This window comes from Rhizobium lentis (assembly GCF_014200175.1).
Taxonomy (GTDB): Bacteria; Pseudomonadota; Alphaproteobacteria; order Rhizobiales; family Rhizobiaceae; genus Rhizobium; species Rhizobium mulingense.
The window spans coordinates 298,104-317,876 of sequence record NZ_JACHBD010000002.1; the positions used below are offsets into that span (position 1 = coordinate 298,104).

A 19,773-nucleotide genomic window follows, 5' to 3' on the forward strand; every position below is an offset into this window, starting at 1 on the left:
CTTCGGGATGTGGACCAGATCGATTCCGAAGCCCGCGCCCAGCTGCCTGCCGCCTTTACCCGCTGGTTTGCGGAAAAGGGCTGGCGCCCGCGCGCCCATCAGCTGGAATTGCTTGCCCGCGCCGAGGCCGGCGAAAGCACGCTGCTGATCGCCCCCACCGGCGCCGGCAAGACGCTCGCTGGTTTTCTGCCGTCGCTCACCGATCTCACCCGCCGCGGCCGCATTCCGCCCGGCTCAGCTTTCACCGGCATTCACACGCTCTATGTCTCGCCGCTGAAGGCGCTGGCGATCGATATCGAGCGCAATCTGATGAAGCCGGTCGCGGAAATGGGCCTGCCGGTCACCGTCGAAAACCGCACCGGCGATACGCCGAACGCCAAGCGCCAGCGACAGAAGCTCAATCCGCCGGATATTCTGCTGACGACGCCCGAACAGGTCGCCCTGCTTCTCGCCAACCGCGAGGCCGAGCGCTTCTTCAAGGATCTGAAATATGTGGTGCTCGACGAATTGCATTCGCTCGTCACCTCCAAGCGGGGTCATATGCTGTCGCTCGGCCTTGCCCGCCTGCGCCGTATTGCCCCTGACCTGAAGACCATCGGCCTGTCGGCGACCGTCGCCGAGCCGATGGATCTGCAGAAATGGCTGGTCGCTCAGGAGGAGGGCAGGGAGCATCACGCCGGCCTCGTCGTCGTCGAAGGCGGCGCCAAGCCTGACATTTCGATCTTGTCCACCGAGGAGCGCATTCCCTGGGCCGGCCATTCCGCCAAATATGCCATTCCCGATGTCTACCGGCAGCTCCTCAACCATCAGACGACGCTGCTGTTCGTCAACACCCGCAGCCAGGCCGAAATGCTCTTCCAGGAACTCTGGACGATCAATGACGACAATCTGCCGATTGCCCTCCATCACGGCTCGCTCGATGTCGCCCAGCGCCGCAAGGTCGAGGCAGCGATGGCCGAAAACCGGCTGCGCGCCGTCGTCGCCACTTCGACGCTCGATCTCGGCATCGACTGGGGCGATGTCGATCTCGTCATCCATGTCGGCGCGCCGAAGGGCGCCTCGCGTCTTGCCCAGCGCATCGGTCGCGCCAATCATCGTATGGACGAGCCCTCGAAGGCGATCCTCGTGCCGGCCAACCGTTTCGAGGTCATGGAGTGCCAGGCCGCGCTCGACGCCAACTATCTCGGCGCTCAGGACACCCCGCCGGTCGGCCGCGGCGCGCTCGACGTGCTCGCCCAGCACGTGCTCGGCATGGCCTGCGCCGAACCCTTCGACATGCTGGAACTCTATGACGAGATCACCAGCGCCTCGCCCTATGCAGATCTCACCTGGGAAAACTTCGAACGGGTCGTCGATTTCGTCGCGACCGGCGGTTATGCGCTGAGGACCTACGAGCGTTACGCCCGCATCCGCAAGACCAAGGAGGGACGCTGGCGGGTCTCCAATCCTGCCGTCGCCCAGCAATATCGCCTTAACCTCGGCACCATCGTCGAAAGCCCGATGCTGAACATCCGCATGGTCAAGCGCGGCGAGGGCGGCCGGATCGGCCGCGGCGGCGCCACGCTGGGCAAGGTCGAGGAATATTTCCTCGAGCAATTGTCGCCCGGAGATACCTTCATCTTCTCCGGCAAGGTGCTGCGCTTCGAAGGCATCCGCGAAAACGAGTGCCTGGCCTCGCAGGCCTTCTCGCTCGACGCGAAGATCCCCTCCTATGCCGGCGGCAAGTTTCCGCTGTCGACCTATCTCGCCGAACAGGTGCGGGCGATGATCGCCGACCCCGACTGCTGGCGCCATCTGCCGGATCAGGTGCGCGACTGGCTGTCGTTGCAGACGGACAAGTCGATGCTGCCGAAGCGCGACGAGTTCCTGATCGAAACCTTCCCGCGCGGCAGCCGCGGCTATATGGTCGCCTATCCTTTCGAGGGCCGGCTCGCCCATCAGACGCTCGGCATGCTGCTGACGCGCCGGCTGGACCGGGCGGGCGCCAAGCCTCTCGGCTTCGTCGCCACCGATTATTCGCTCGCCATCTGGGGGCTGGAGGATATGGGCCTGATGATCGGCAACGGCCGGCTCAGCCTCTCCGACCTCTTTGACGCGGACATGCTGGGTGACGATCTCGAAGCCTGGCTCAACGAATCCTTCCTGTTGAAGCGCACCTTCCGCAATTGCGCCGTGATTGCAGGCTTGATCGAGCGCCGCCACCCCGGCAAGGAAAAGAGCGGCCGCCAGATCACCGTCTCCGCCGATCTGATCTATGACGTGCTGCGCAGCCACGAGCCGGATCACATCCTCTTGCAGGCGACGCGGCAGGATGCGGCGACAGGACTTTTGGATATAAGCCGACTTGGCGATATGCTGATGCGAATCAGGGGCCACATCACGCATCGCCCGCTCGACCATATTTCCCCGCTCGCCGTGCCGGTGATGCTGGAAATCGGACGCGAAGCGGTACCGGGCGAGGCCCACGACGCATTGCTCGCCGAAGCAGCGGACGACTTGATCGCCGAAGCGATGGCCTGAGATCTGTTTGGGAATACGACCGTGATGAACCGCCTGGCGCTCGCGCGCGACATATCCGGATTGGCCGCGGTGCCGGGCATCGAGACGTCGATCCATGGCATTGCCGCCGTCTGCGATCCGCTCGGCGCCCTCTATCTGCCCGATGCCGGCCTGCTTGTCGTCTCCGACCTGCATCTGGAAAAGGGAGCGGCCTTCGCCCGCCGCGGCATGATGCTGCCGCCCTATGATACGCTAGCGACCCTGACCGTGCTGGCCGCCGTCATCTCGCGCTATGATCCGAAGCTCGTCGTCTCGCTCGGCGACAACTTCCACGACCGCGTCGGCTCCGCGCATCTGCCGGAAAATTTCCGTGCGTTGATTGTCGGCATGTCGCGGGGCCGCGAATGGATCTGGATCAACGGCAATCACGACCCCGACGGCGTCGTCGATCTGCCCGGCGCTTGCACCGACGAGATGCACTATGCCGGCCTGACCTTCCGCCACGAGCCGAAAGGCGGCCTGCAGAGCGGCGAAATCGCCGGCCACCTGCACCCCTCCGCGACCGTGCGCCGCCGCGACAGATCCGTCCGCCGCCCGTGTTTTGCCACAGACGGCGCCCGCCTGCTGATGCCCGCCTTCGGCGTCATGAGCGGCGGCTTGGATCTCGGCCATCAGGCGATGAAGGGCCTGTTCGACAGGGCGGCGCTGGTGGCGCATCTGTTGGGGCGGGACCGGATCTATTCGGTCAGGTATGGGAATTTGAGGGGGTAGCGATTGCTATTCGGATAGGGCGTGCCGTGCCAGCCCCCTCTGGCCTGCCGGCCATCTCCCCCAACAGGTGGGGAGATCACAAGTGGCTAAACCTCCGCGTTTCTCTAGTGTTTCGCCGGTCTGTGGCGCCAGATGTTTGGGGAAGCCAGTGCGCCCAGCCAATCTCCCCACCTGTGGGGAGATTCCCGGCAGGGCAGAGGGGGCGGCCACCGCACGCCCTTAAATCACACCCTTGCTCAATCACACCCCTGCAACTGCTGCTGATAGGTCCCGGCCATCCGCGCGAACTTCTGCGCCGTCTGCTGCAATTGCCCGTTCGAGCGCCAGTCGCCGCGCTTATATCCCGTGGGACCGGAATAATAGGCGAGATAGAGATTATAGGCGTCGTTCAGCGGAATGCCGGTCTCCACGCTGTTTTGATAGTGATACCAGCCGATGAAATCGATCGCGTCGGTGAAGTTCGTCCGCCGCGCCGCCCAGTTCCCGGTCTGCGACTGATAGTGATCCCACGTTCCGTCGAGCGCCTGCGAATAGCCGTAGGCGGTCGATGGCCGGGTCCAGGGAATGAAGCCGAAGAGCTTGGTGCGCGGTGGCCGCGCATAGGGCTGGAAGCCGGATTCGGTGTACATCGTCGCCATCAGGATCGGCACGGGCACGCCGTATTTCTTTTCCGTCCGTTCGGCCGCCCTCTGCCAGCTGGAAAAAAGCCCCTCGCGCTGGTCGAAGACGGCGCAGATGTTTCTCGTCTGCTTCGGCGCCGTCGCGCAGCCGGCAAGCAGCGCCAGACCCACGGCGGTCAGAACGATACGAGTACGCATAACAGAACCTCTCGTTTCAGAGAGATTACTAACTCGTAAATGTTAAGAACCGGTTTTTAGTCGAATACGAAGCTTTTTCGAAAGGGCTGGCGCCTAGAGCGCCGAGCCACCCAAGAACCGGACAGCCGTAGCCTAAAGCCCGCTACACCTTGACCGGCTCATAGCGCAGGATCATCGCCCCGCTTTCCGTCGTCGAAGATTCAATGAGCTTCAACGGCACCAGGGCTTCGGCCGGCTTGAACAGCGGATTGCCGCCGCCGAGGATGACAGGCACCACGCAGACCCTGATTTCATCGATAAGGCCAGCTTTCAGCAGGCTGTCGGCAAGCTCGGCGCTGCCAAAGATGAAGATCGTCTTGCCGTTCTCTTGCTTCAGCCGCGTCAATTCGGGGATTGGATCGCTGACGACGCGGGCATTGTTCCAGCCGGGCTCGGTCATCGTCCGCGACACGGCGATCTTGGCGATGCCGTTCATATAGGCTTTGATCTTGTCTTCGCCTTCGGCGGTCGGCCAGTAGGAGGCCATGCCCTCATAGGTCTTGCGGCCGAAAACCAGGAGATCGCCTTCTTCGCCGAACCGCTCGGCATAGCGCTGCAGCTCGGGTCCCCAAGCAAGATTGTGGAAGTCGATATCCCACGGCTTCGTGCCTTCGAAATACCCGTCGAGCGTCATCAAGTTCCAGACGATAAGCTTTCTCATGACATCCTCCTTCTCAATTGTCGCAGTTAAACCAGTTGCATAGAAAAACTGGTTTGAAACTTAAGCGTCTGATAGCAAAATGCAAGCGGTTTTTTACAGGAGGAGCGGATGACGTGCGTTGAGGCAAGCCGGCGCTCGACCGGTGGCCGCTGTAACAAGACAATCGCTAGAGTACGGTGCCTTGCGGAAGCTCAGTCCCTGCGGAAGATCAGGCTGGCTCCCCAGCCGGTGACGACGGCGAGCAGCACCGCTGCACAGCCGTAGAGGATCGGCTGGTCATGCGCCGCATCGGTGATCGTCTGCTCGATGCCCGTCTTGATGACGCGCAGCGGCAGCGATTTCTCGGTGACGAGATTGCCGCTCTTGAAGAGATAGGCGCGCACCGTATGCACCCCGTTCGGAATATTTGCCGGCAGGCGCAAGCTGGCCTTGAACAGGTTCGATGCGACGAACCGCACGCCACTCGTGTTGCGGTCGTAAAGCGCGCCTCCCTGCTGCAGCCGCAGGAAAGCCTGGCGGAATTCGCCGAGATTGCTGCCGTCGCCGACGAAGCCGACCGGCGTCAGCGGAATGTGATCGATGCCGATTCCCTGATCGGTCAGTTCGAGCGGCGTCGTCAGATCGTCGATCATCCGCGAGCTCGACATCGAATAGGAATGCGGCACCGCCTCGAAGGTCATCGAGCGCGTATTCACCCAGATGCCGAAGACCCGTTCCTTCTTGCGCACCGTCGCATCCTGGCGCGGGCCTTCCAATACGACGACCACGTCATATTGGCCGATGGCGAGCAGCAGCTGATCGGTGTTCGACAGCGCCCCGAAGATCGTCAGATCGGCGCCGTGGAAGTCCGAGGTAATGGCGATTTCGCTGGTCGAGGTGCCGATCTCAAGCCCTTCGCGCACTGCTTCCGTCGATTGTCCAGGCAGCCATTGTGCGCCGGCGGCGGCCGGCAGCAGGCAAAGAAACGCGAGGACGGCGGCAGAAAGGCGCATCAGTTGCCAGTCCCCATCACCACCGAATAGATATCGGTCGGGGTCACCACCAGTGCGATCGCAAGACGCAGGCCGACGGCCAGAACCAGCAGGCCGAGCAGGGCGCGCAGCTGTTCGCCGCGCAGCTTCTGGCCGACGCGAACGCCGTATTGGGCGCCGATGACCCCCGCCACCATCAGAATGAAGGCCAGCACGATGTCGACGGAGAAGTTCGTCGCCGCCTGCACGATCGTCGTATAGGCGGTCACGAAGATGATCTGATAAAGCGAGGTTCCGACGACGACATTGGTCGGGATGCGCAGGAGGTAGATCATCGCGGGCACCATGATGAAGCCGCCGCCGACACCCATGACCGAGGTGAGGATGCCGATCGCAAAGCCGAGTGCGACGATCGGAATGACGCTCAGAAAGATCTTCGATTTCTTGAAGCGCACCTTGAGCGGCAGCTTGTGCACCCAGTGCTGATGGCCGGGCTTGCGCGGCGCCGGCAGCTCATTGCGGGCGGCGCGCCGCATGGCGTTGATGCTTTCGAGCAGCATCAGCCCGCCGACCGTGCCGAGGAAGATCACGTAAAGCAGCGAGATGAATAGATCGAGCTGCCCGAGGGCGCGCAGCAGCGAGAAGATCCAGATACCGACGGTGGCGCCCGAGAGGCCGCCGACCAGCAGCACGGTGCCGAGCTTGACGTCGAGTGTGCCGCGCCGGAAATGCGTGATCGCGCCCGAAATCGACGAGGCCACAACCTGGTTGGCGCCGGTCGCGACCGCGACGACCGGGGGGATATTGTAGAAAATCAGCAGCGGCGTGATGAGAAAACCGCCGCCCACGCCGAACATTCCTGACAGGAATCCGACGGCTGCCCCCATGCCGAGAATGATGAAAATGTTCACCGACAATTCTGCGATGGGCAGATAGATTGTCACAACCGACCCCGAATGATGACCGCCCCTGCCGGGCGGTTTCCGTCACGTCCCCGTTCCAATGCGCACCTTACCGCGAAATCGTTGCCAGAGGCTTTCGATCAGCCCCGGGAGCGATGGAGATCGAGAGCAGACGATTCGACGGATGCGCCAGGCGATCTGTCCCGCATAATCCGGCTTTTTTCAGATTGCGTGACAGGCGGCGGAAAAAATGGCGAATGTCTTGGTGCCGCAGGTCTTCTGTAGCGCGATTCCAGCAAAACAGTCGTGCGGTTTGCGCCCGGCTTGGCGCAAACAAGACATGGTCATGTCCGTAGCCGGCGGGAACGGTTCTAGATCGCCTTGGCCACCTGCTTGTTGCGCTCGAGCAGCGCCTTGACCGTCGCGTCGGTCACCTTGCCGTCCGGCTCCTGGCCGATCGACTTCTGGAAGTTTTTGATCGCGGTCACGGTCTTTGCGCCCATTTCGCCGTCCGGCACGCCGGCATCGAAGCCGTTATTGTTGAGGATGGCCTGGATGTTGCGGATCGCCTTCTTCATGTCGACGGAGGCCGTCTTCGCGCCGGTGCCCGCCCATTCGTCGGGGATGTCGATGCCGTTGGCGCGGTGGTCGAGCGGTTCCGGCTTCCAGAGATCGGCCTTGGCGCGGGCACGCTCGAGCTGATCGGGCTTCATCGCGTTGGCCACTTCGTCGCGCTTCTGCGCCGCATCCTTGTCGCCGGCCTTGGCGGCGATCGCAAACCACTTGTAGGATTCCTCGATGTCCGCCGGAACGCCGTTGCCCCTCGCGCAGAGGATCGCCAGGTTGAACTGGCTGTCGGTGATGCCGAGATTGGCGGCCTTGGTGAACCAGGAGGCCGCGGTCGCATAATCCTGCTGGCCGAGGGCACCGGAGGCGTAGAGCACGGCGAGATTATGCATGGCGCTGGCATTACCCTGGTTTGCCGCCTGTTCGTAGAAGGTCTTTGCCTTGGCGATGTCGCGTTCGACGCCGTTGCCCTTCTCATACATGCTGCCGAGCCGGTACTGCGCCGGCGCAAAACCCTTGTCGGCGGAAATCTGGTACCAGCCTGCGGCCTGCTTCTGATCGACGGCCATGCCGTTGCGGCCGTCCGAATAGCGCGCGCCGATCTCGAATAGCGCCAGCGCATCGCCGCCCTGCGCCGCATCGGCAAGCGACTTCGGCTGCACCGTGTCGGGAATGGTGATGGCGGCCTGCGGCGCTGCGGCCGGCGTATTCGGCACGAAGCCCGATGTTTCCTGCGTTGGGCCGGACGAAGCGGCGGGCGCAAAAGTTGCAGCTCCTTCTCCGTCAAGCGGGGCAGCCTCGGTCAGATGATCGCCGGCGGCGGGTGCGGTTGTTTCCGGCTGCGCCTGTTCGGCAGCCGGGGGCGCGCCCGTCGTTGCGGGAGCGTTCACCTCCGCAGCGCCGGTGTTGGGCTGGGCAGAGGTTGCTTCGGGCAGGGCCGGGTGCGGGTTTTCCGTTGCTCCCGTCAGCGCCGAGACCTCCGCCGGCGGCTGCTGCGCGGATTCCCCGCTCGTCAGCGTCCGGGCCAGCGGAAAGGCCATGATGGCGAGCAGCACGGCGCCGATCGCCAGCAGGATCGGCCGGCGGTAGCGCGAAAAGGCGCTGACCTTGCCGGTTTTGCCCGTCTGGTCCTTGGCAGTCGCGCCCTTCCTCTCGGCCTTGCCAGCCTGCTTCGGATTGGCGTCCACTTCCATCGCGGCTGCCTGCGCCGCCCGGCGCGCAGCGGCAATATAGTCGGCGCGATCGGTCTCGACGGGAGGTTTGCCGCGTGCGGCACTCTGGCTGGCGCGCACCCGTTCAAGGATTTTCTTGACGTCGGGCGCGCCCGAGCCCGGCTCAAGCAGTTCGTTCGCCGCATCCGTCGGCACCACGTCGGCAGGATCGATCGACGGCGCGGGGTCGATCACCGCGCGTTCGGCGGTCTTCGTCTCGGCTTTCTTGCCGGGCCGCAACCGCTTGCCGAGGCTGGCGAACAGACTGGATTTTGCCGGCGCCGGCGTCGCGGCCTCCGGCGTTCTGGTCGCCGCTTCGATGGCGATCGCGCTTGCCCCGCTCATAACCGCGGTCTGCACAGGGGTGGCAGGTTCGGCTGCGACCTCAGCCGGGCGGATGACCGGAGGGGCCATCGCTGTCGGGGCAGCTTCCGGCGTCCGGGCGGCCTCGGCCACCATCAGCGCGTAAGGGTCGACATCGAAATCGACGTCGGCGACCGGCATCGGGGCGACCGGCCGTCCGCGCTCTTCCATGCCGTCGAGACGGTCGGCGATATGCACCAGCGTCTCATGCAGCGCCTTGAAAGTCTTGTGCGTGCGCTCCTCGCTGTCACGGCTGATATCCTCGAGATGGCGCAGATCCTCGGCCAGCGCCGTCAGCGCCGACATGTCGGCGGCCGCCACGCCGCCGTGCAGGCCGCCATTGCGCGAATAGGCCTCGACGACGGCTTCCGCCGCCTGACGCGCCGCTTCGATGATATATTCGTCGCTGGTCGCCATATAATCTTCGATCGCGCCCATGCGCCGGTCGAGCTCGGCGGGGATCGCAGCGCTTTCGCGCGGCTCGCTCATCAGCGCCGAAAGATTGGCGATTTGGTCCTCGAGGTTCTTCAGCGCCCGCGGATCGGTCGGCGGTGCTGCGGTGCTCTCTTCCAGCCGGGCGGCGATGTCGCTCAGCCGTCCTTCGAGACGCCGGAAGGCGCCGTCGTCGATCGCCGCGGCCGCCGGCTGCGGATAGGCCATTTCGTCGATGCGCCGGGCGAGATAATCGAGCCGCTGCGCCAGCACGTCGTTGACGGCGCCGCTCTCGAGCGCGTCGATCTTGCGGGAGATGTCGGACAGCGGTCCGGTGAGGTCGGGCTGCGCGGCCGTCGCCTGCGTGCGCTCCAACAGATAGGAAAGATGTTCCAGCCGCTCGTCGAGCCGCGACGTCGCTTCCGCCTTGGTCAGCTCCTCGACACGTTCCGTCAGCGCCTCCAGCCGCATCGCCAGTTCATCGGCCGGCGTCGCCCGGCTGGCGGCATCATGGCTCATCACGTCGATCTGGTCGGCGAGCGCCGAAAGCCGGCTTTCCAGCCGCTGCATCAGCGTCGGATCGCTGTTCGCGGCCGCACGTCCGCTGGCCGCGATCGCCCGGCTGATCTCGTCGAGCCGCATGTCCATGGCGGCGAACTGTTCGGCCATGATCCGGTCATGCGGCTGGATCATATTGCCGAACTGCTCCATCGCCGTGGCGATGGCGATGAGCTTGTCTTCCAGCGCGCGAACCGCCGGGCTTTGGCCCATGCCGCCGATATGGCGCTTGATGTCGTCGAGCCGGTAGGCCAGCGAAACGAGCTCTTCCTGCAGCCCCTCGGTATCGAGTGCGGCAAGCCGGTTTTCGAAGCCGTCCCAGCGGGTTTCCATGTGACGCAGCGATTCCTCGCGCGCCAGCCCGTCCATCAGCGATCGCAGATCCTCGAAATCTTCACGCAGGCCGGCCGCTTCCGCGCCGCCCGAGCGTCCGGTGAGCTGGGTGATGCTCTGAGCGAGGCGGTTCATGTCGGCGCGGATGTCGTCGGCGAAGCGGCCGTCTCCGGCACTTGTTTTGATCTCGCGCAGTTCCGTGCGCAGCGCGTTCATTTCGCGGGTAACGCCTTCGGAAATGTCGCGCTTCAGGTCCTGGCGCAGGTTGACAAGCGCCTGGGCGATCTCCGTCATCGTATCGTCGCCGGCGCGGAAGGCGGGTGCCGGCTGAGCGGCGCGCGGCGCGGGTTCGCGCAGCTGCGGGGCCGGCTCGCGCCCATAAGGCCGCTCGCGGCCGGCTTCCAGCGCGCGCTGGCGCTGGCGGATTTCAGCCAGCGGATCCGGCCGCGGCTCGATCGGCGCTCTTGCCGAGCGCGCCGAATTGGCGCCGGCGTAAACGTCGCGCTCGGCCGTTGCCGTGCGCGGCCGCTGTTCGCGCCCGCTGCCCATTAGGCCTTCGATGCGCGCCTCCAGCCCTTCAATCGTGCGGTTCAGCGCATCGAGCGAGGTCCTGTCGGACTGCCGGGAAGGATTTGATCGCGATCCGTTCATCTTCTTGCTCGCTTCGACTGCTCGACCTCTCGTCAGAGCTCGATCCGTGGCTTTTCCGTCTGTGGCCAGCGTCTTCACGCGGACCGGAGCGCACCATCCATAAGAAGATCGTCAATTAGACTTTCCTCAGGCTGAACGATGTAGCGGCATTCTTGAGAAACGCGAGACGGGGAAAAGGAATGCGGATCGCTACTGCTCAACCCGCACCTTTCACGAAACGTGGTAAACAAGCCGTTAATATCGATGAGAATTTTTTAACGTTTGTGTCTCAAACACCATTTTGGCGGTAATTGCCGCTCATCCCGCCCGACGGCGCGTCAGGCCGGCCGCGGATATTGCAGTTCGATCTTCACGCCCTCGGGACCGTAAACGAAGACCTGGCCGAGGTCGGTGTCGGGAATATCGTAATATTCATAGCGATAGCCGCTCGCCTTGATGCGCTCCAGCGCCGGGGTGAATTCGTAAAGACTGAAGGCGACATGATTGAAGATGCCCGGTGGAAAGTCGGTGCTGCGCGATGTCAGGCTGAGATGAATGACCGGGCGGTCGTCCAGATAGAGCCAATGGCCGGGCGAGGGGAAGGGCGGTCGATAGCCTTCCCTGACGCCGAGAATGGCTTGCAGGAAACCGATCATGGCAGGCGCATCGCGGGTATCGATCGTGACATGGTCCAGGCGCGGCATCAGTTCCTCCCTGCCAGCTCCGACGATACGAACCTATCCTGTTCATCTCCGCCGCGGAAGTTGTTTCGCCGCAGGTTCTCCCTCTCGGACCGGAAGGAAGCGGAGCCGCAATTTCAATGCGGCCCTCCCGCATCGATCGAATAGGCGCTGATGCGCGACAGATGGATGAAGGAAAGGCCGGTCTCCTCCGCCCAGTCGTTGAAGGCCTTCTGGATCAGCGGCTGGTCCTTCTTCGCCGTGCCGGAGGCAGACAGCGGCACGCCGGCCGATCTGAGGCAGGCAAGCACATCCATCGTCGCAACGAAGCTGTCGCGGCCGATGCCCCGCAGGAAATATTGTCCGGTCATGCCGCCGAGCCGGCTGCCGCGTTTGCTCAACAGGTCGAGGAGGCCGATCTGATCTTCCCGCGGCCAATCGGCGAAGAAGACGCCGGCGCTGCCATATTCCCTCGTCAGCTCCCTGACGAAAGCGGCATTGGCGCGAACCGACTTGATCTTCGCGCCGTTGCGGATGATCCGCTCGTCCGAGGTCAGCTCATGCCAATAATCGTCGGGCGCGATATTCAGCATTGCCGGATCGAAACCGGAGAACGCCGCTTCGAAAGCCGGCCACTTCGCATCGATCACCTTCTGGACGAAGCCGCTGTAGAAGATGCGCCGGGTCATGTCGGCAAGAATGCGGTCGTCGGGCATGGCGCGCAGCCTCTCGTGATCCGGCCGATGCTTTTCCAACAAGGCCTGCAGGGCGGCCGCGCCGCCTTTCCGCTGTTCCGCACGCTGCCTTATCGCCTCGAAACTGATCATCCTGGCGCCCCTCCTTTGGCATTCCCGAACTGCGGCCCAAATTTTACGGATCGAAAGACGCTGGCACTTATACCCCGTTCCACGATGGACAAGGAAGGGGAGATGACGTCTCGTGCCTTCGGGGATTTGATCGTCCGCAGATTTGCCGTCGGCGAATTTTTTCGAGAAAGATGGCGAAGCTGCAGAATTTGACGTTTACGCAAACGTCAATATTTTGTAAGACAGTGCCCGAGGCCGGTGCGACCCGGTCAGTCGAATGGAGGAATTCGCGAAATGCCAGTCTACAAGGCCCCGGTGAACGATACGCTCTTCGTCCTGAACGACGTGCTGGGCCTCGAACGCTACAACAATCTGCCGGGTTTTGCCGATGCGACGCCTGACATGATCGAGGCAATTCTCGGCGAGGCCGGAAAAGTTGCCGAGGAGGCGCTCTTTCCGGTGAATTATTCCGGCGATCAGGAAGGCTGCCACCGCCACGACGATGCCAGCGTCACGACCCCCAAGGGCTTCAGGGAGGCCTACAAGGCCTATCGCGAAGGCGGCTGGATCGGTCTCGCGGTGCCGGGGGAATTCGGCGGGCAGGGGCTACCCTATACGCTGCATTGCGCCGTCGGCGAATATACTTCTGCCGCCAACATGTCGCTGATGATGTATCCGGGCCTGACGCAAGGCGCGATCGCCGCGATCCTCGTCCATGGCACGCAGGAGCAGAAGGACACTTACCTGCCGAAGATGGTCGACGGCTCCTGGTCGGGCACCATGAACCTGACCGAGCCGCATTGCGGCACCGATCTCGGCATGCTGCGCACCAAGGCGGTGCCGCAGTCTGACGGCAGCTACAAAATATCAGGCCAGAAGATCTTCATCTCCGCCGGCGAACACGACCTGACCGACAATATCGTCCACCTGGTGCTCGCCCGCATCGAAGGCGCGCCCGAGGGCACCAAGGGCATCTCGCTGTTCATCGTTCCGAAATTCCTGGTCGGCAAGGACGGCGCGTCCGGCGCCCGCAATGCCGTTTCCTGCGGCGCGATCGAACACAAGATGGGCATTCACGGCAACGCTACCTGCGTGATGAACTATGACGAAGCGACCGGCTTCCTGATCGGCGCCGAAAACCGCGGCCTCAATGCCATGTTCGTGATGATGAACGAGGCTCGGCTGATGGTCGGCTTGCAGGGCATCGCCATTTCCGAGATCGCCTATCAGAACGCCGCCGCCTATGCCCGCGACCGCATCCAGGGCCGCTCGCTGTCCGGCGTCAAGGCGCCGGACAAGAAGGCCGATCCGATCATCGTCCATCCGGATATCCGCCGGACGCTCATGACCATCCGCGCCTTCAACGAAGCCGGCCGCGCCTTCCTGCTGTGGACCGCGCTGAAATCCGATATCGCCCACCGCGCCACCGACGAGAAGGAGCGCCAGACGGCCGACGACATTCTCGGCCTCGTCACCCCCATCCTCAAGGGCGTGATGACCGACAAGGGCTTCGACCATGCCGTCATGGCCCAGCAGGTCTTCGGCGGCCACGGCTATATCGAAGAACACGGCATGAGCCAGTATGTGCGCGATGCCCGCATCGCCATGATCTATGAGGGCGCCAATGGCATTCAGGCGCTCGACCTGGTTGGCCGCAAGCTCGCCTTGAACGGCGGCCGCGCCGCCATGGCCCTCTTCAAGGAGATCGGCGATTTCTGCGAGGAAAACCGCGGCGACGAAAAACTTTCCTTCTTCACCAAGCATCTGAAGAAGGGCTTGAACGACGTCCAGGGCGCGACCATGTGGTTCATGCAGAACGCCATGGCCAAGCCCGACAATGCCGGCGCCGGCTCGACCGACTATATGCATCTCTTCGGCCTCGTCGTCCTCGGCTATATGTGGGCGAAGATGGCGAAAGCCGCGGAGGACGGCCTTGCATCCGGCGACGGAGCCCGTGAGGATTTCTTCAGGAATAAGCTGATCACGGCGAAATTCTTCATGGAGCGCATCATGCCGGAAACCGCGCTGCGCAAGGCCCGCATTGAAGCCGGCGCCGATACGATGATGGAACTGGCCGCGGAAGCATTTTGAGCCATTTCTCCCTCTCCCTTGTGGGGAGGGCTGGGGAGGGGCATTTTCTCCTCCTTTCAAAATTCGAGGCAGATAGATTGCCGCCAGGGAGACGAGACAATGACCGAGGTTTTCATTTACGATCACGTCCGCACGCCGCGCGGCCGCGGCAAGAAAGACGGCGCCCTGCATGAAGTGCCGTCCGTCCGCCTTGCGGCCAAAACGCTGGAAGCGATCCGCGACCGCAACGGGCTCGACACCACCACCGTCGACGACATCATCATGGGCTGCGTCGATCCGGTCATGGATGCCGGCGCCGTCATCCCCAAGGCCGCCGCCTTCGAAGCCGGATATTCCACCAGGGCGCCCGGCATGCAGATCTCCCGCTTCTGCGCCTCGGGCCTCGATGCCGTCAATTTCGGCGCCGGCAAGATCGCCCAGGGAGCCGACGATATCGTCATCGCGGGCGGTGTCGAAAGCATGTCGCGCGTCGGCCTCGGCATGTCGGGCGGCGCCTGGTTCATGGACCCGTCGGTGAACTTTCCGGCCTATTTCATGCCGCAGGGTGTCTCGGCCGATCTCATCGCCACCAAATACGGTTTCAGCAGGACCGATGTCGACGCCTACGCCGTCGAGAGCCAGAGGCGCGCTGGACATGCCTGGCAGCAGGGTTGGTTCGACAAGTCGGTCGTCCCGGTCAAGGATCAGAACGGCCTGACGATCCTCGACAAGGATGAGCACATGCGCCCGGGCACCGATATGCAGGCGCTCGCTTCCCTCAATCCGTCCTTCCAGATGCCCGGCGAGATGGGCGGTTTCGAGGCCGTCGGCATCCAGGCGCATCCTGAGATCGAGCGCATCAACTATGTCCATCACGCCGGCAATTCTTCCGGCATCGTCGATGGCGCAGGCGTCGTGCTGCTCGGCTCGAAGGCGGGTGGCGAGAGCATGGGTATCAAGCCGCGCGCCCGCATCAAGGCCTTCGCCAATATCGGATCCGATCCGGCTCTGATGCTGACCGGCCCGGTCGATGTCACCGAGAAGCTGTTGAAGCGCACAGGCATGAGCCTTGCCGATATCGACCTCTTCGAGCTGAACGAGGCCTTCGCCGCCGTGGTGTTGCGCTACATGCAGGCCTTCGACATCGATCACGCCAAGATCAACGTCAACGGCGGCGCTATCGCCATGGGCCACCCGCTCGGCGCCACCGGCGCGATGATCCTCGGCACGGTGCTCGACGAACTCGAACGCCGCGACCTCAATACCGCGCTGGTGACGCTCTGCATCGGCGCTGGCATGGGCACGGCCACGGTTATCGAACGCGTTTGATCGGATCTGAACCCTCCCCCCCCCAGGGGAGAGCTTCACCGCAAGAGAATTCAGGGAGAGGAATTCCCAAGATGAGCAATTACACGAACTTCACCGTCGAAACCGACGCCGATGACATCGCTCTCGTCACCTGGGACATGCCCGGCAAATCGATGAACGTTTTCACCGCCGAGGTGATGGAAGAGCTGAACGCCATCATCGACGCAACCACGGCTGACACCGCCGTCAAGGGCGTCGTCTTTACCTCCGGCAAATCCTCCTTCTCCGGCGGCGCCGATCTTTCGATGATCAAGTCGATGTTCAGCTCCTATCAGGAGGATAAGGCAAAAAGCCCGGAAACGGCCGTTCAAACGCTTTTCGGTCTTGTCGGTCGTATGTCCGGCCTGTTCCGCAAGCTCGAAACCTCGGGCAAGCCCTGGGTATCCGCCATCAACGGCACCTGCATGGGCGGCGCTTTCGAACTGTCGCTCGCCTGCCACGGCCGTGTCGCCTCCAATGCCAAGAGCGTCAAGATCGCGCTGCCCGAGGTCAAGGTCGGCATCTTCCCCGGCGCCGGCGGCACCCAGCGCGTGCCGCGGCTCGCCAATGCCCAGGATGCGCTGCAGATGATGACGACCGGCCAGTCGCTGACCGGCTCCCGCGCCAAGGCGATGAACCTCGTTCATCAGGTGGTCGAGCCGGATCAGTTGATCCCCGCCGCCAAACAGATGATCAAGGACGGCCTGAAGCCGGTCGCCCCCTGGGACGAGAAAGGCTTCAAGCTGCCGGGCGGCGGCATCTGGACGCCGGCCTCGGCCCAGCTCTGGCCCGCCGCACCGGCAATCCTGCGCCGTGAAACCTCCGGCAATTATCCCGCCGCGCTCGCCATCCTGAAATGCGTCTATGAAGGCCTGCAGGTGCCGTTCGACACCGGCTTGAAGATCGAACAACGTTATTTCACCGAGGTGCTGCAGACCCGCGAAGCCTTCTCGATGATCCGCTCGCTGTTCATCTCGATGCAGGAACTCGGCAAAGGCGCCCGCCGCCCCGCCGGCATCCCCAAGTCCGAACTCAAGCATGTGGGTGTCGTCGGGGCCGGCTTCATGGGCGCCTCAATTGCCTATGTCACGGCCGCTGCCGGTCTCCCGGTGACGCTGATCGACCGCGACATGGAAGCCGCCGCCAAGGGCAAGGCCGTCTGCGAAGGCCTCGTCAAGGATTCCGTCGGTAAGGGGCGGTTCACGCAGGACGAGGCCGCAGCCCTTCTTGCCCGCATCACGCCGTCCGCCGACTATGCCGGTCTCGCCACCGCCGATCTCGTCATCGAGGCGGTGTTTGAAGATCGCGAAGTGAAAAAATCGGTCATCGAGGCGGTTGAAGCCGTGTTGCCGGAAGGGGCGATCTTCGCCTCCAATACCTCGACTCTGCCGATCACGGGCCTTGCGAAGAACTCGAAGCGTCCGGCCGATTTTATCGGCATCCACTTCTTCTCACCCGTCGAAAAGATGATGCTGACCGAGGTCATCCTCGGCAAGGAGACCGGCGACAAGGCGCTCGCCGTCGCGCTCGATTATGTCGCCGCCATCAAGAAGACGCCGATCGTCGTCAACGACACCCGCGGTTTCTTCGTCAATCGCTGCGTGCTGCGCTACATGTCGGAAAGCTACGACATGCTGATCGAGGGCGTGCCGGCTGCAATGATCGAGAATGCCGCCAAGATGGCCGGCATGCCTGTCGGCCCGCTGGCGCTGAATGACGAAGTCGCGATCGACCTGTCGCTGAAGATCCTCAAGGCCACCGTTGCCGATCTCGGCGAGAAGGCGATCGACCCCAGGCACATGGAGCTGATCTCGCGCATGGTGGAAAAGGAGGGCCGCTTCGGCCGCAAGAACTCCAAGGGCTTCTACGACTACCCGCCGAAACCGGCGAAGAAGTCACTCTGGCCGGAGCTCAAGGACTTCTATCCGCAGAAGAAGGCGGATGAGGTCGATGTCGCGGCGCTGAAGCAGCGCTTCCTCGTCACCATCGCGCTCGAAGCCGCCCGCACCGTCGAAGAGGGCATCGTTACCGATCCGCGCGAAGCCGACGTCGGCTCGATCCTCGGCTTCGGCTTCGCGCCCTATACCGGCGGGGCGCTGAGCTATATCGACGGCATGGGCGTGAAGGCTTTTGTGGAGTTGGCGGAAAAGTTAGCCGGGGCTTACGGCAGCCACTTCAAGCCGACGCCGCTGTTGAAGGACATGGCCGCCAGGGGCGAGACGTTCTACGGGCGGTTCGATCCCTATGCGAAGATGGGGGCGGCGGCGTAGGGCTGTTTCTCGCTCTTCGTTTTGAGGGGAACGATCTTTACCGTTGTGCCGTGGCCGCCCCCCTGCCCGGCAGGGCAGAGGAGGCGGCCACGGCAGGCACGTCAATGAATCGTTCGATTCCGTTCTTGCCGTCCCGACACACATTTTCTTGATTGACGCCTTGCCGTGAACACAATTTGCAATTACATGTCTCCGCATCGATCTTGCTAGATGAACTTTGAAACGGCGCTCGCGTCGTTCCTGGCGACCTTCCTCCAAAATCGGTTTTCATCGCCGCTTGGGCTTTGCCCGGGCTGCAATCTTCTATGAGCGATTCGAAAAGGATATCGTCATGAACACAGGTACCGTTAAGTGGTTCAACGCAACCAAGGGCTTCGGCTTCATTCAGCCGGATGACGGCGCAGCCGACGTTTTCGTCCACATCTCCGCCGTCGAGCGCGCCGGAATGCGCGATCTCAAGGACGGCCAGAAGCTGTCCTACGATCTCGTCCGCGACAACAAGTCCGGCAAGATGTCGGCAGACCGCCTCCAGGCGGCTTGAGCCTTCAAGGCTTTGAATATCATCTCCGGACCGTGACCACGGATGTACTGGCACGGTTCGTTGAGATGGCAGGGAAGGTCGGGTTAGCCCGGCCTTTTTGCGTTTCTGGCCGGTTGTTGCTGTGCTCGCGGGCAAAAGCGACAAAAATCTTTGCGTTGTGCCGCCGCGCCCCTCTGCCCGGCAGGGCAGAGGGGCGCGCTCACGGCACGACTTTAAAGAATTTTTCGTGCCATCAACTGAAGTCGTCATTGCCGACAACAGGGCGCGCAAGACAGGGAATCAGCCGCCGGTCGCCTCACCACCCTCCAGCATCTCCATCACCCGCGCCATCACCGCCCGCGCCGCATCGAGCTCAGCCGACGTAAACACCGCGCCGAGTCCATCCGCCCATCCGGCCTGCGCCGCCTCGATCACCCCCAGCCGCGCCGCCCCTTCCGTCGTCAGCCGCACCAGCTTCGCACGCTGGTGCTGCGGATTGTCGGCATAGGCGATCAGCCCTTCGCTCTCCAGGACGTCGGCAAGCCGCTGGACGCCCTGGCGGGCGAGGCCGAGCGCGCGGGCGATCTGCGCCACCGACAGGTCGCCGCGCCTTGCGGCCGCCAGCACCTGCCAGCGCGCGCTCGTCTGTCCCGCGGGCTTTGCCAGCCGGTCGCCGGCCGCCGTCAGATGGCCGGCGAGACGAAGGGCCGTGATCGCGAAAGCGGAAAAGGCATCCCCTTCCATCGTTCGCTCCGGTCGATTCTGTTTGACAACATGTTGTCGATTCTGTATTTCGTCCATAGTGACAATATATTGTCATATGCCGATGACCGACGCAACGCCGAAGGAGGAGCGCACCATGAAGAAGACTTACAGGGGAAGCTGCCATTGCGGCAAAGTGCACTACGAGGTGGATATCGACCTCGAAGCAGGCACCGGCCGCTGCAATTGCTCGATCTGTTCCAAACGGCGCTATTGGGGCGCCAACGTCAAGCCGGAGGATTTCCGGCTGATGTGCGACGAGGCGCAGATGTCAGACTACCAGTTCAACACGATGAGCGGCCATCACCGATTCTGCCGCACCTGCGGGGTGCCCGCCTTCGGCGACGGCTATGTCGAGGCGATCGGAGGGGCCTATGTCTCGATCAACATCGCCTGCCTCGACGATATCACCCCTGAGGAACTGGCGGCCTTGCCCGTCCGTTATTCCGACGGCAGGCACGACGCCTGGTGGAACGAGCCGGCGGTGACGAGTTATCTCTGAAGCAATTCCAACGGTTTTGCCTCCGCAATTGCGCGAGCAGAATGCACGCTTGTCGGATCGT

The 19,773-nt window shown here is 63.1% G+C and carries 15 protein-coding genes; 7 read left to right on the forward strand and 8 right to left on the reverse strand.

Going from position 1 to position 19,773, the window contains the following annotated elements; genetic code table 11:
* Positions 1-9: 9 nt before the first annotated feature.
* Positions 10-2,520 carry a ligase-associated DNA damage response DEXH box helicase gene (locus tag GGI60_RS07140; protein WP_183914371.1) on the forward strand — a complete coding sequence of 837 codons (2,511 nt, stop codon included), beginning with the start codon at positions 10-12 and terminating at the stop codon, positions 2,518-2,520.
* Between the two features lie 24 nt (positions 2,521-2,544).
* Positions 2,545-3,270: a ligase-associated DNA damage response endonuclease PdeM gene (pdeM, locus tag GGI60_RS07145; protein ID WP_183914677.1), complete on the forward strand. Its 726-nt coding sequence runs from the start codon at positions 2,545-2,547 to the stop codon at positions 3,268-3,270.
* Positions 3,271-3,506: 236 nt separating this feature from the next.
* On the opposite strand, the gene GGI60_RS07150 is transcribed toward pdeM, so the two are convergent.
* From GGI60_RS07150 to GGI60_RS07180, 7 genes are all read right to left on the reverse strand, one after another.
* Positions 3,507-4,088, reverse strand: coding sequence for a transglycosylase SLT domain-containing protein (locus GGI60_RS07150; protein WP_183839645.1), 582 nt, complete (start codon positions 4,086-4,088; stop codon positions 3,507-3,509).
* A 142-nt stretch (positions 4,089-4,230) separates the two neighbouring features.
* On the reverse strand, positions 4,231-4,788 hold the full coding sequence (locus GGI60_RS07155) for a dihydrofolate reductase family protein (RefSeq protein ID WP_183914373.1): 558 nt from the start codon (positions 4,786-4,788) through the stop codon (positions 4,231-4,233).
* 191 nt (positions 4,789-4,979) lie between these two features.
* Positions 4,980-5,780 carry a TIGR02186 family protein gene (locus tag GGI60_RS07160; protein WP_183914375.1) on the reverse strand — a complete coding sequence of 267 codons (801 nt, stop codon included), beginning with the start codon at positions 5,778-5,780 and terminating at the stop codon, positions 4,980-4,982.
* Positions 5,780-6,703, reverse strand: coding sequence for a sulfite exporter TauE/SafE family protein (locus GGI60_RS07165; RefSeq protein WP_183914377.1), 924 nt, complete (start codon positions 6,701-6,703; stop codon positions 5,780-5,782). The genes GGI60_RS07160 and GGI60_RS07165 overlap by 1 nt, the downstream gene beginning before the upstream one ends.
* Positions 6,704-7,032: 329 nt before the next feature.
* Positions 7,033-10,776 carry an SEL1-like repeat protein gene (locus tag GGI60_RS07170; RefSeq protein WP_183914378.1) on the reverse strand — a complete coding sequence of 1,248 codons (3,744 nt, stop codon included), beginning with the start codon at positions 10,774-10,776 and terminating at the stop codon, positions 7,033-7,035.
* 317 nt (positions 10,777-11,093) lie between these two features.
* Positions 11,094-11,459 carry a VOC family protein gene (locus GGI60_RS07175; protein WP_183914380.1) on the reverse strand — a complete coding sequence of 122 codons (366 nt, stop codon included), beginning with the start codon at positions 11,457-11,459 and terminating at the stop codon, positions 11,094-11,096.
* Positions 11,460-11,572: 113 nt separating this feature from the next.
* Positions 11,573-12,262, reverse strand: a complete 690-nt coding sequence (locus tag GGI60_RS07180; protein WP_183914382.1) for a DNA-3-methyladenine glycosylase I — start codon at positions 12,260-12,262, stop codon at positions 11,573-11,575.
* Positions 12,263-12,535: 273 nt separating this feature from the next.
* Between GGI60_RS07180 and GGI60_RS07185 the strand changes: the two genes are divergently transcribed.
* From GGI60_RS07185 to GGI60_RS07200, 4 genes are all read left to right on the forward strand, one after another.
* Positions 12,536-14,332, forward strand: a complete 1,797-nt coding sequence (locus tag GGI60_RS07185) for an acyl-CoA dehydrogenase C-terminal domain-containing protein (protein ID WP_183914384.1) — start codon at positions 12,536-12,538, stop codon at positions 14,330-14,332.
* Positions 14,333-14,431: 99 nt separating this feature from the next.
* The gene (locus GGI60_RS07190; RefSeq protein WP_183914395.1) at positions 14,432-15,640 is read left to right on the forward strand and encodes an acetyl-CoA C-acetyltransferase; all 1,209 of its coding nucleotides are present in this window, start codon (positions 14,432-14,434) and stop codon (positions 15,638-15,640) included.
* Positions 15,641-15,711: 71 nt separating this feature from the next.
* Positions 15,712-17,928 carry a 3-hydroxyacyl-CoA dehydrogenase NAD-binding domain-containing protein gene (locus GGI60_RS07195; RefSeq protein ID WP_183914396.1) on the forward strand — a complete coding sequence of 739 codons (2,217 nt, stop codon included), beginning with the start codon at positions 15,712-15,714 and terminating at the stop codon, positions 17,926-17,928.
* A gap of 331 nt (positions 17,929-18,259) precedes the next feature.
* Positions 18,260-18,469: a cold-shock protein gene (locus tag GGI60_RS07200; RefSeq protein WP_011423929.1), complete on the forward strand. Its 210-nt coding sequence runs from the start codon at positions 18,260-18,262 to the stop codon at positions 18,467-18,469.
* A gap of 279 nt (positions 18,470-18,748) precedes the next feature.
* Here the strand turns inward: GGI60_RS07200 and GGI60_RS07205 are convergent, their stop codons facing one another.
* The gene (locus GGI60_RS07205; protein WP_183914398.1) at positions 18,749-19,249 is read right to left on the reverse strand and encodes a MarR family winged helix-turn-helix transcriptional regulator; all 501 of its coding nucleotides are present in this window, start codon (positions 19,247-19,249) and stop codon (positions 18,749-18,751) included.
* Between the two features lie 58 nt (positions 19,250-19,307).
* Between GGI60_RS07205 and GGI60_RS07210 the strand changes: the two genes are divergently transcribed.
* Positions 19,308-19,712, forward strand: coding sequence for a GFA family protein (locus GGI60_RS07210; protein ID WP_183914400.1), 405 nt, complete (start codon positions 19,308-19,310; stop codon positions 19,710-19,712).
* Positions 19,713-19,773 lie beyond the last annotated feature (61 nt).

What these genes read in the sequence shown, in the direction of transcription:
- pdeM (WP_183914677.1), top strand. Translation starts at nt 2,545, where the DNA reads ATGAACCGCCTGGCGCTCGCGCGCGACATATCCGGATTGGCCGCGGTG.
- GGI60_RS07150 (WP_183839645.1), bottom strand. Translation starts at nt 4,088, where the DNA reads ATGCGTACTCGTATCGTTCTGACCGCCGTGGGTCTGGCGCTGCTTGCC.
- GGI60_RS07155 (WP_183914373.1), bottom strand. Translation starts at nt 4,788, where the DNA reads ATGAGAAAGCTTATCGTCTGGAACTTGATGACGCTCGACGGGTATTTC.
- GGI60_RS07160 (WP_183914375.1), bottom strand. Translation starts at nt 5,780, where the DNA reads ATGCGCCTTTCTGCCGCCGTCCTCGCGTTTCTTTGCCTGCTGCCGGCC.
- GGI60_RS07170 (WP_183914378.1), bottom strand. Translation starts at nt 10,776, where the DNA reads ATGAACGGATCGCGATCAAATCCTTCCCGGCAGTCCGACAGGACCTCG.
- GGI60_RS07175 (WP_183914380.1), bottom strand. Translation starts at nt 11,459, where the DNA reads ATGCCGCGCCTGGACCATGTCACGATCGATACCCGCGATGCGCCTGCC.
- GGI60_RS07180 (WP_183914382.1), bottom strand. Translation starts at nt 12,262, where the DNA reads ATGATCAGTTTCGAGGCGATAAGGCAGCGTGCGGAACAGCGGAAAGGC.
- GGI60_RS07185 (WP_183914384.1), top strand. Translation starts at nt 12,536, where the DNA reads ATGCCAGTCTACAAGGCCCCGGTGAACGATACGCTCTTCGTCCTGAAC.
- GGI60_RS07190 (WP_183914395.1), top strand. Translation starts at nt 14,432, where the DNA reads ATGACCGAGGTTTTCATTTACGATCACGTCCGCACGCCGCGCGGCCGC.
- GGI60_RS07195 (WP_183914396.1), top strand. Translation starts at nt 15,712, where the DNA reads ATGAGCAATTACACGAACTTCACCGTCGAAACCGACGCCGATGACATC.
- GGI60_RS07200 (WP_011423929.1), top strand. Translation starts at nt 18,260, where the DNA reads ATGAACACAGGTACCGTTAAGTGGTTCAACGCAACCAAGGGCTTCGGC.
- GGI60_RS07205 (WP_183914398.1), bottom strand. Translation starts at nt 19,249, where the DNA reads ATGGACGAAATACAGAATCGACAACATGTTGTCAAACAGAATCGACCG.
- GGI60_RS07210 (WP_183914400.1), top strand. Translation starts at nt 19,308, where the DNA reads ATGAAGAAGACTTACAGGGGAAGCTGCCATTGCGGCAAAGTGCACTAC.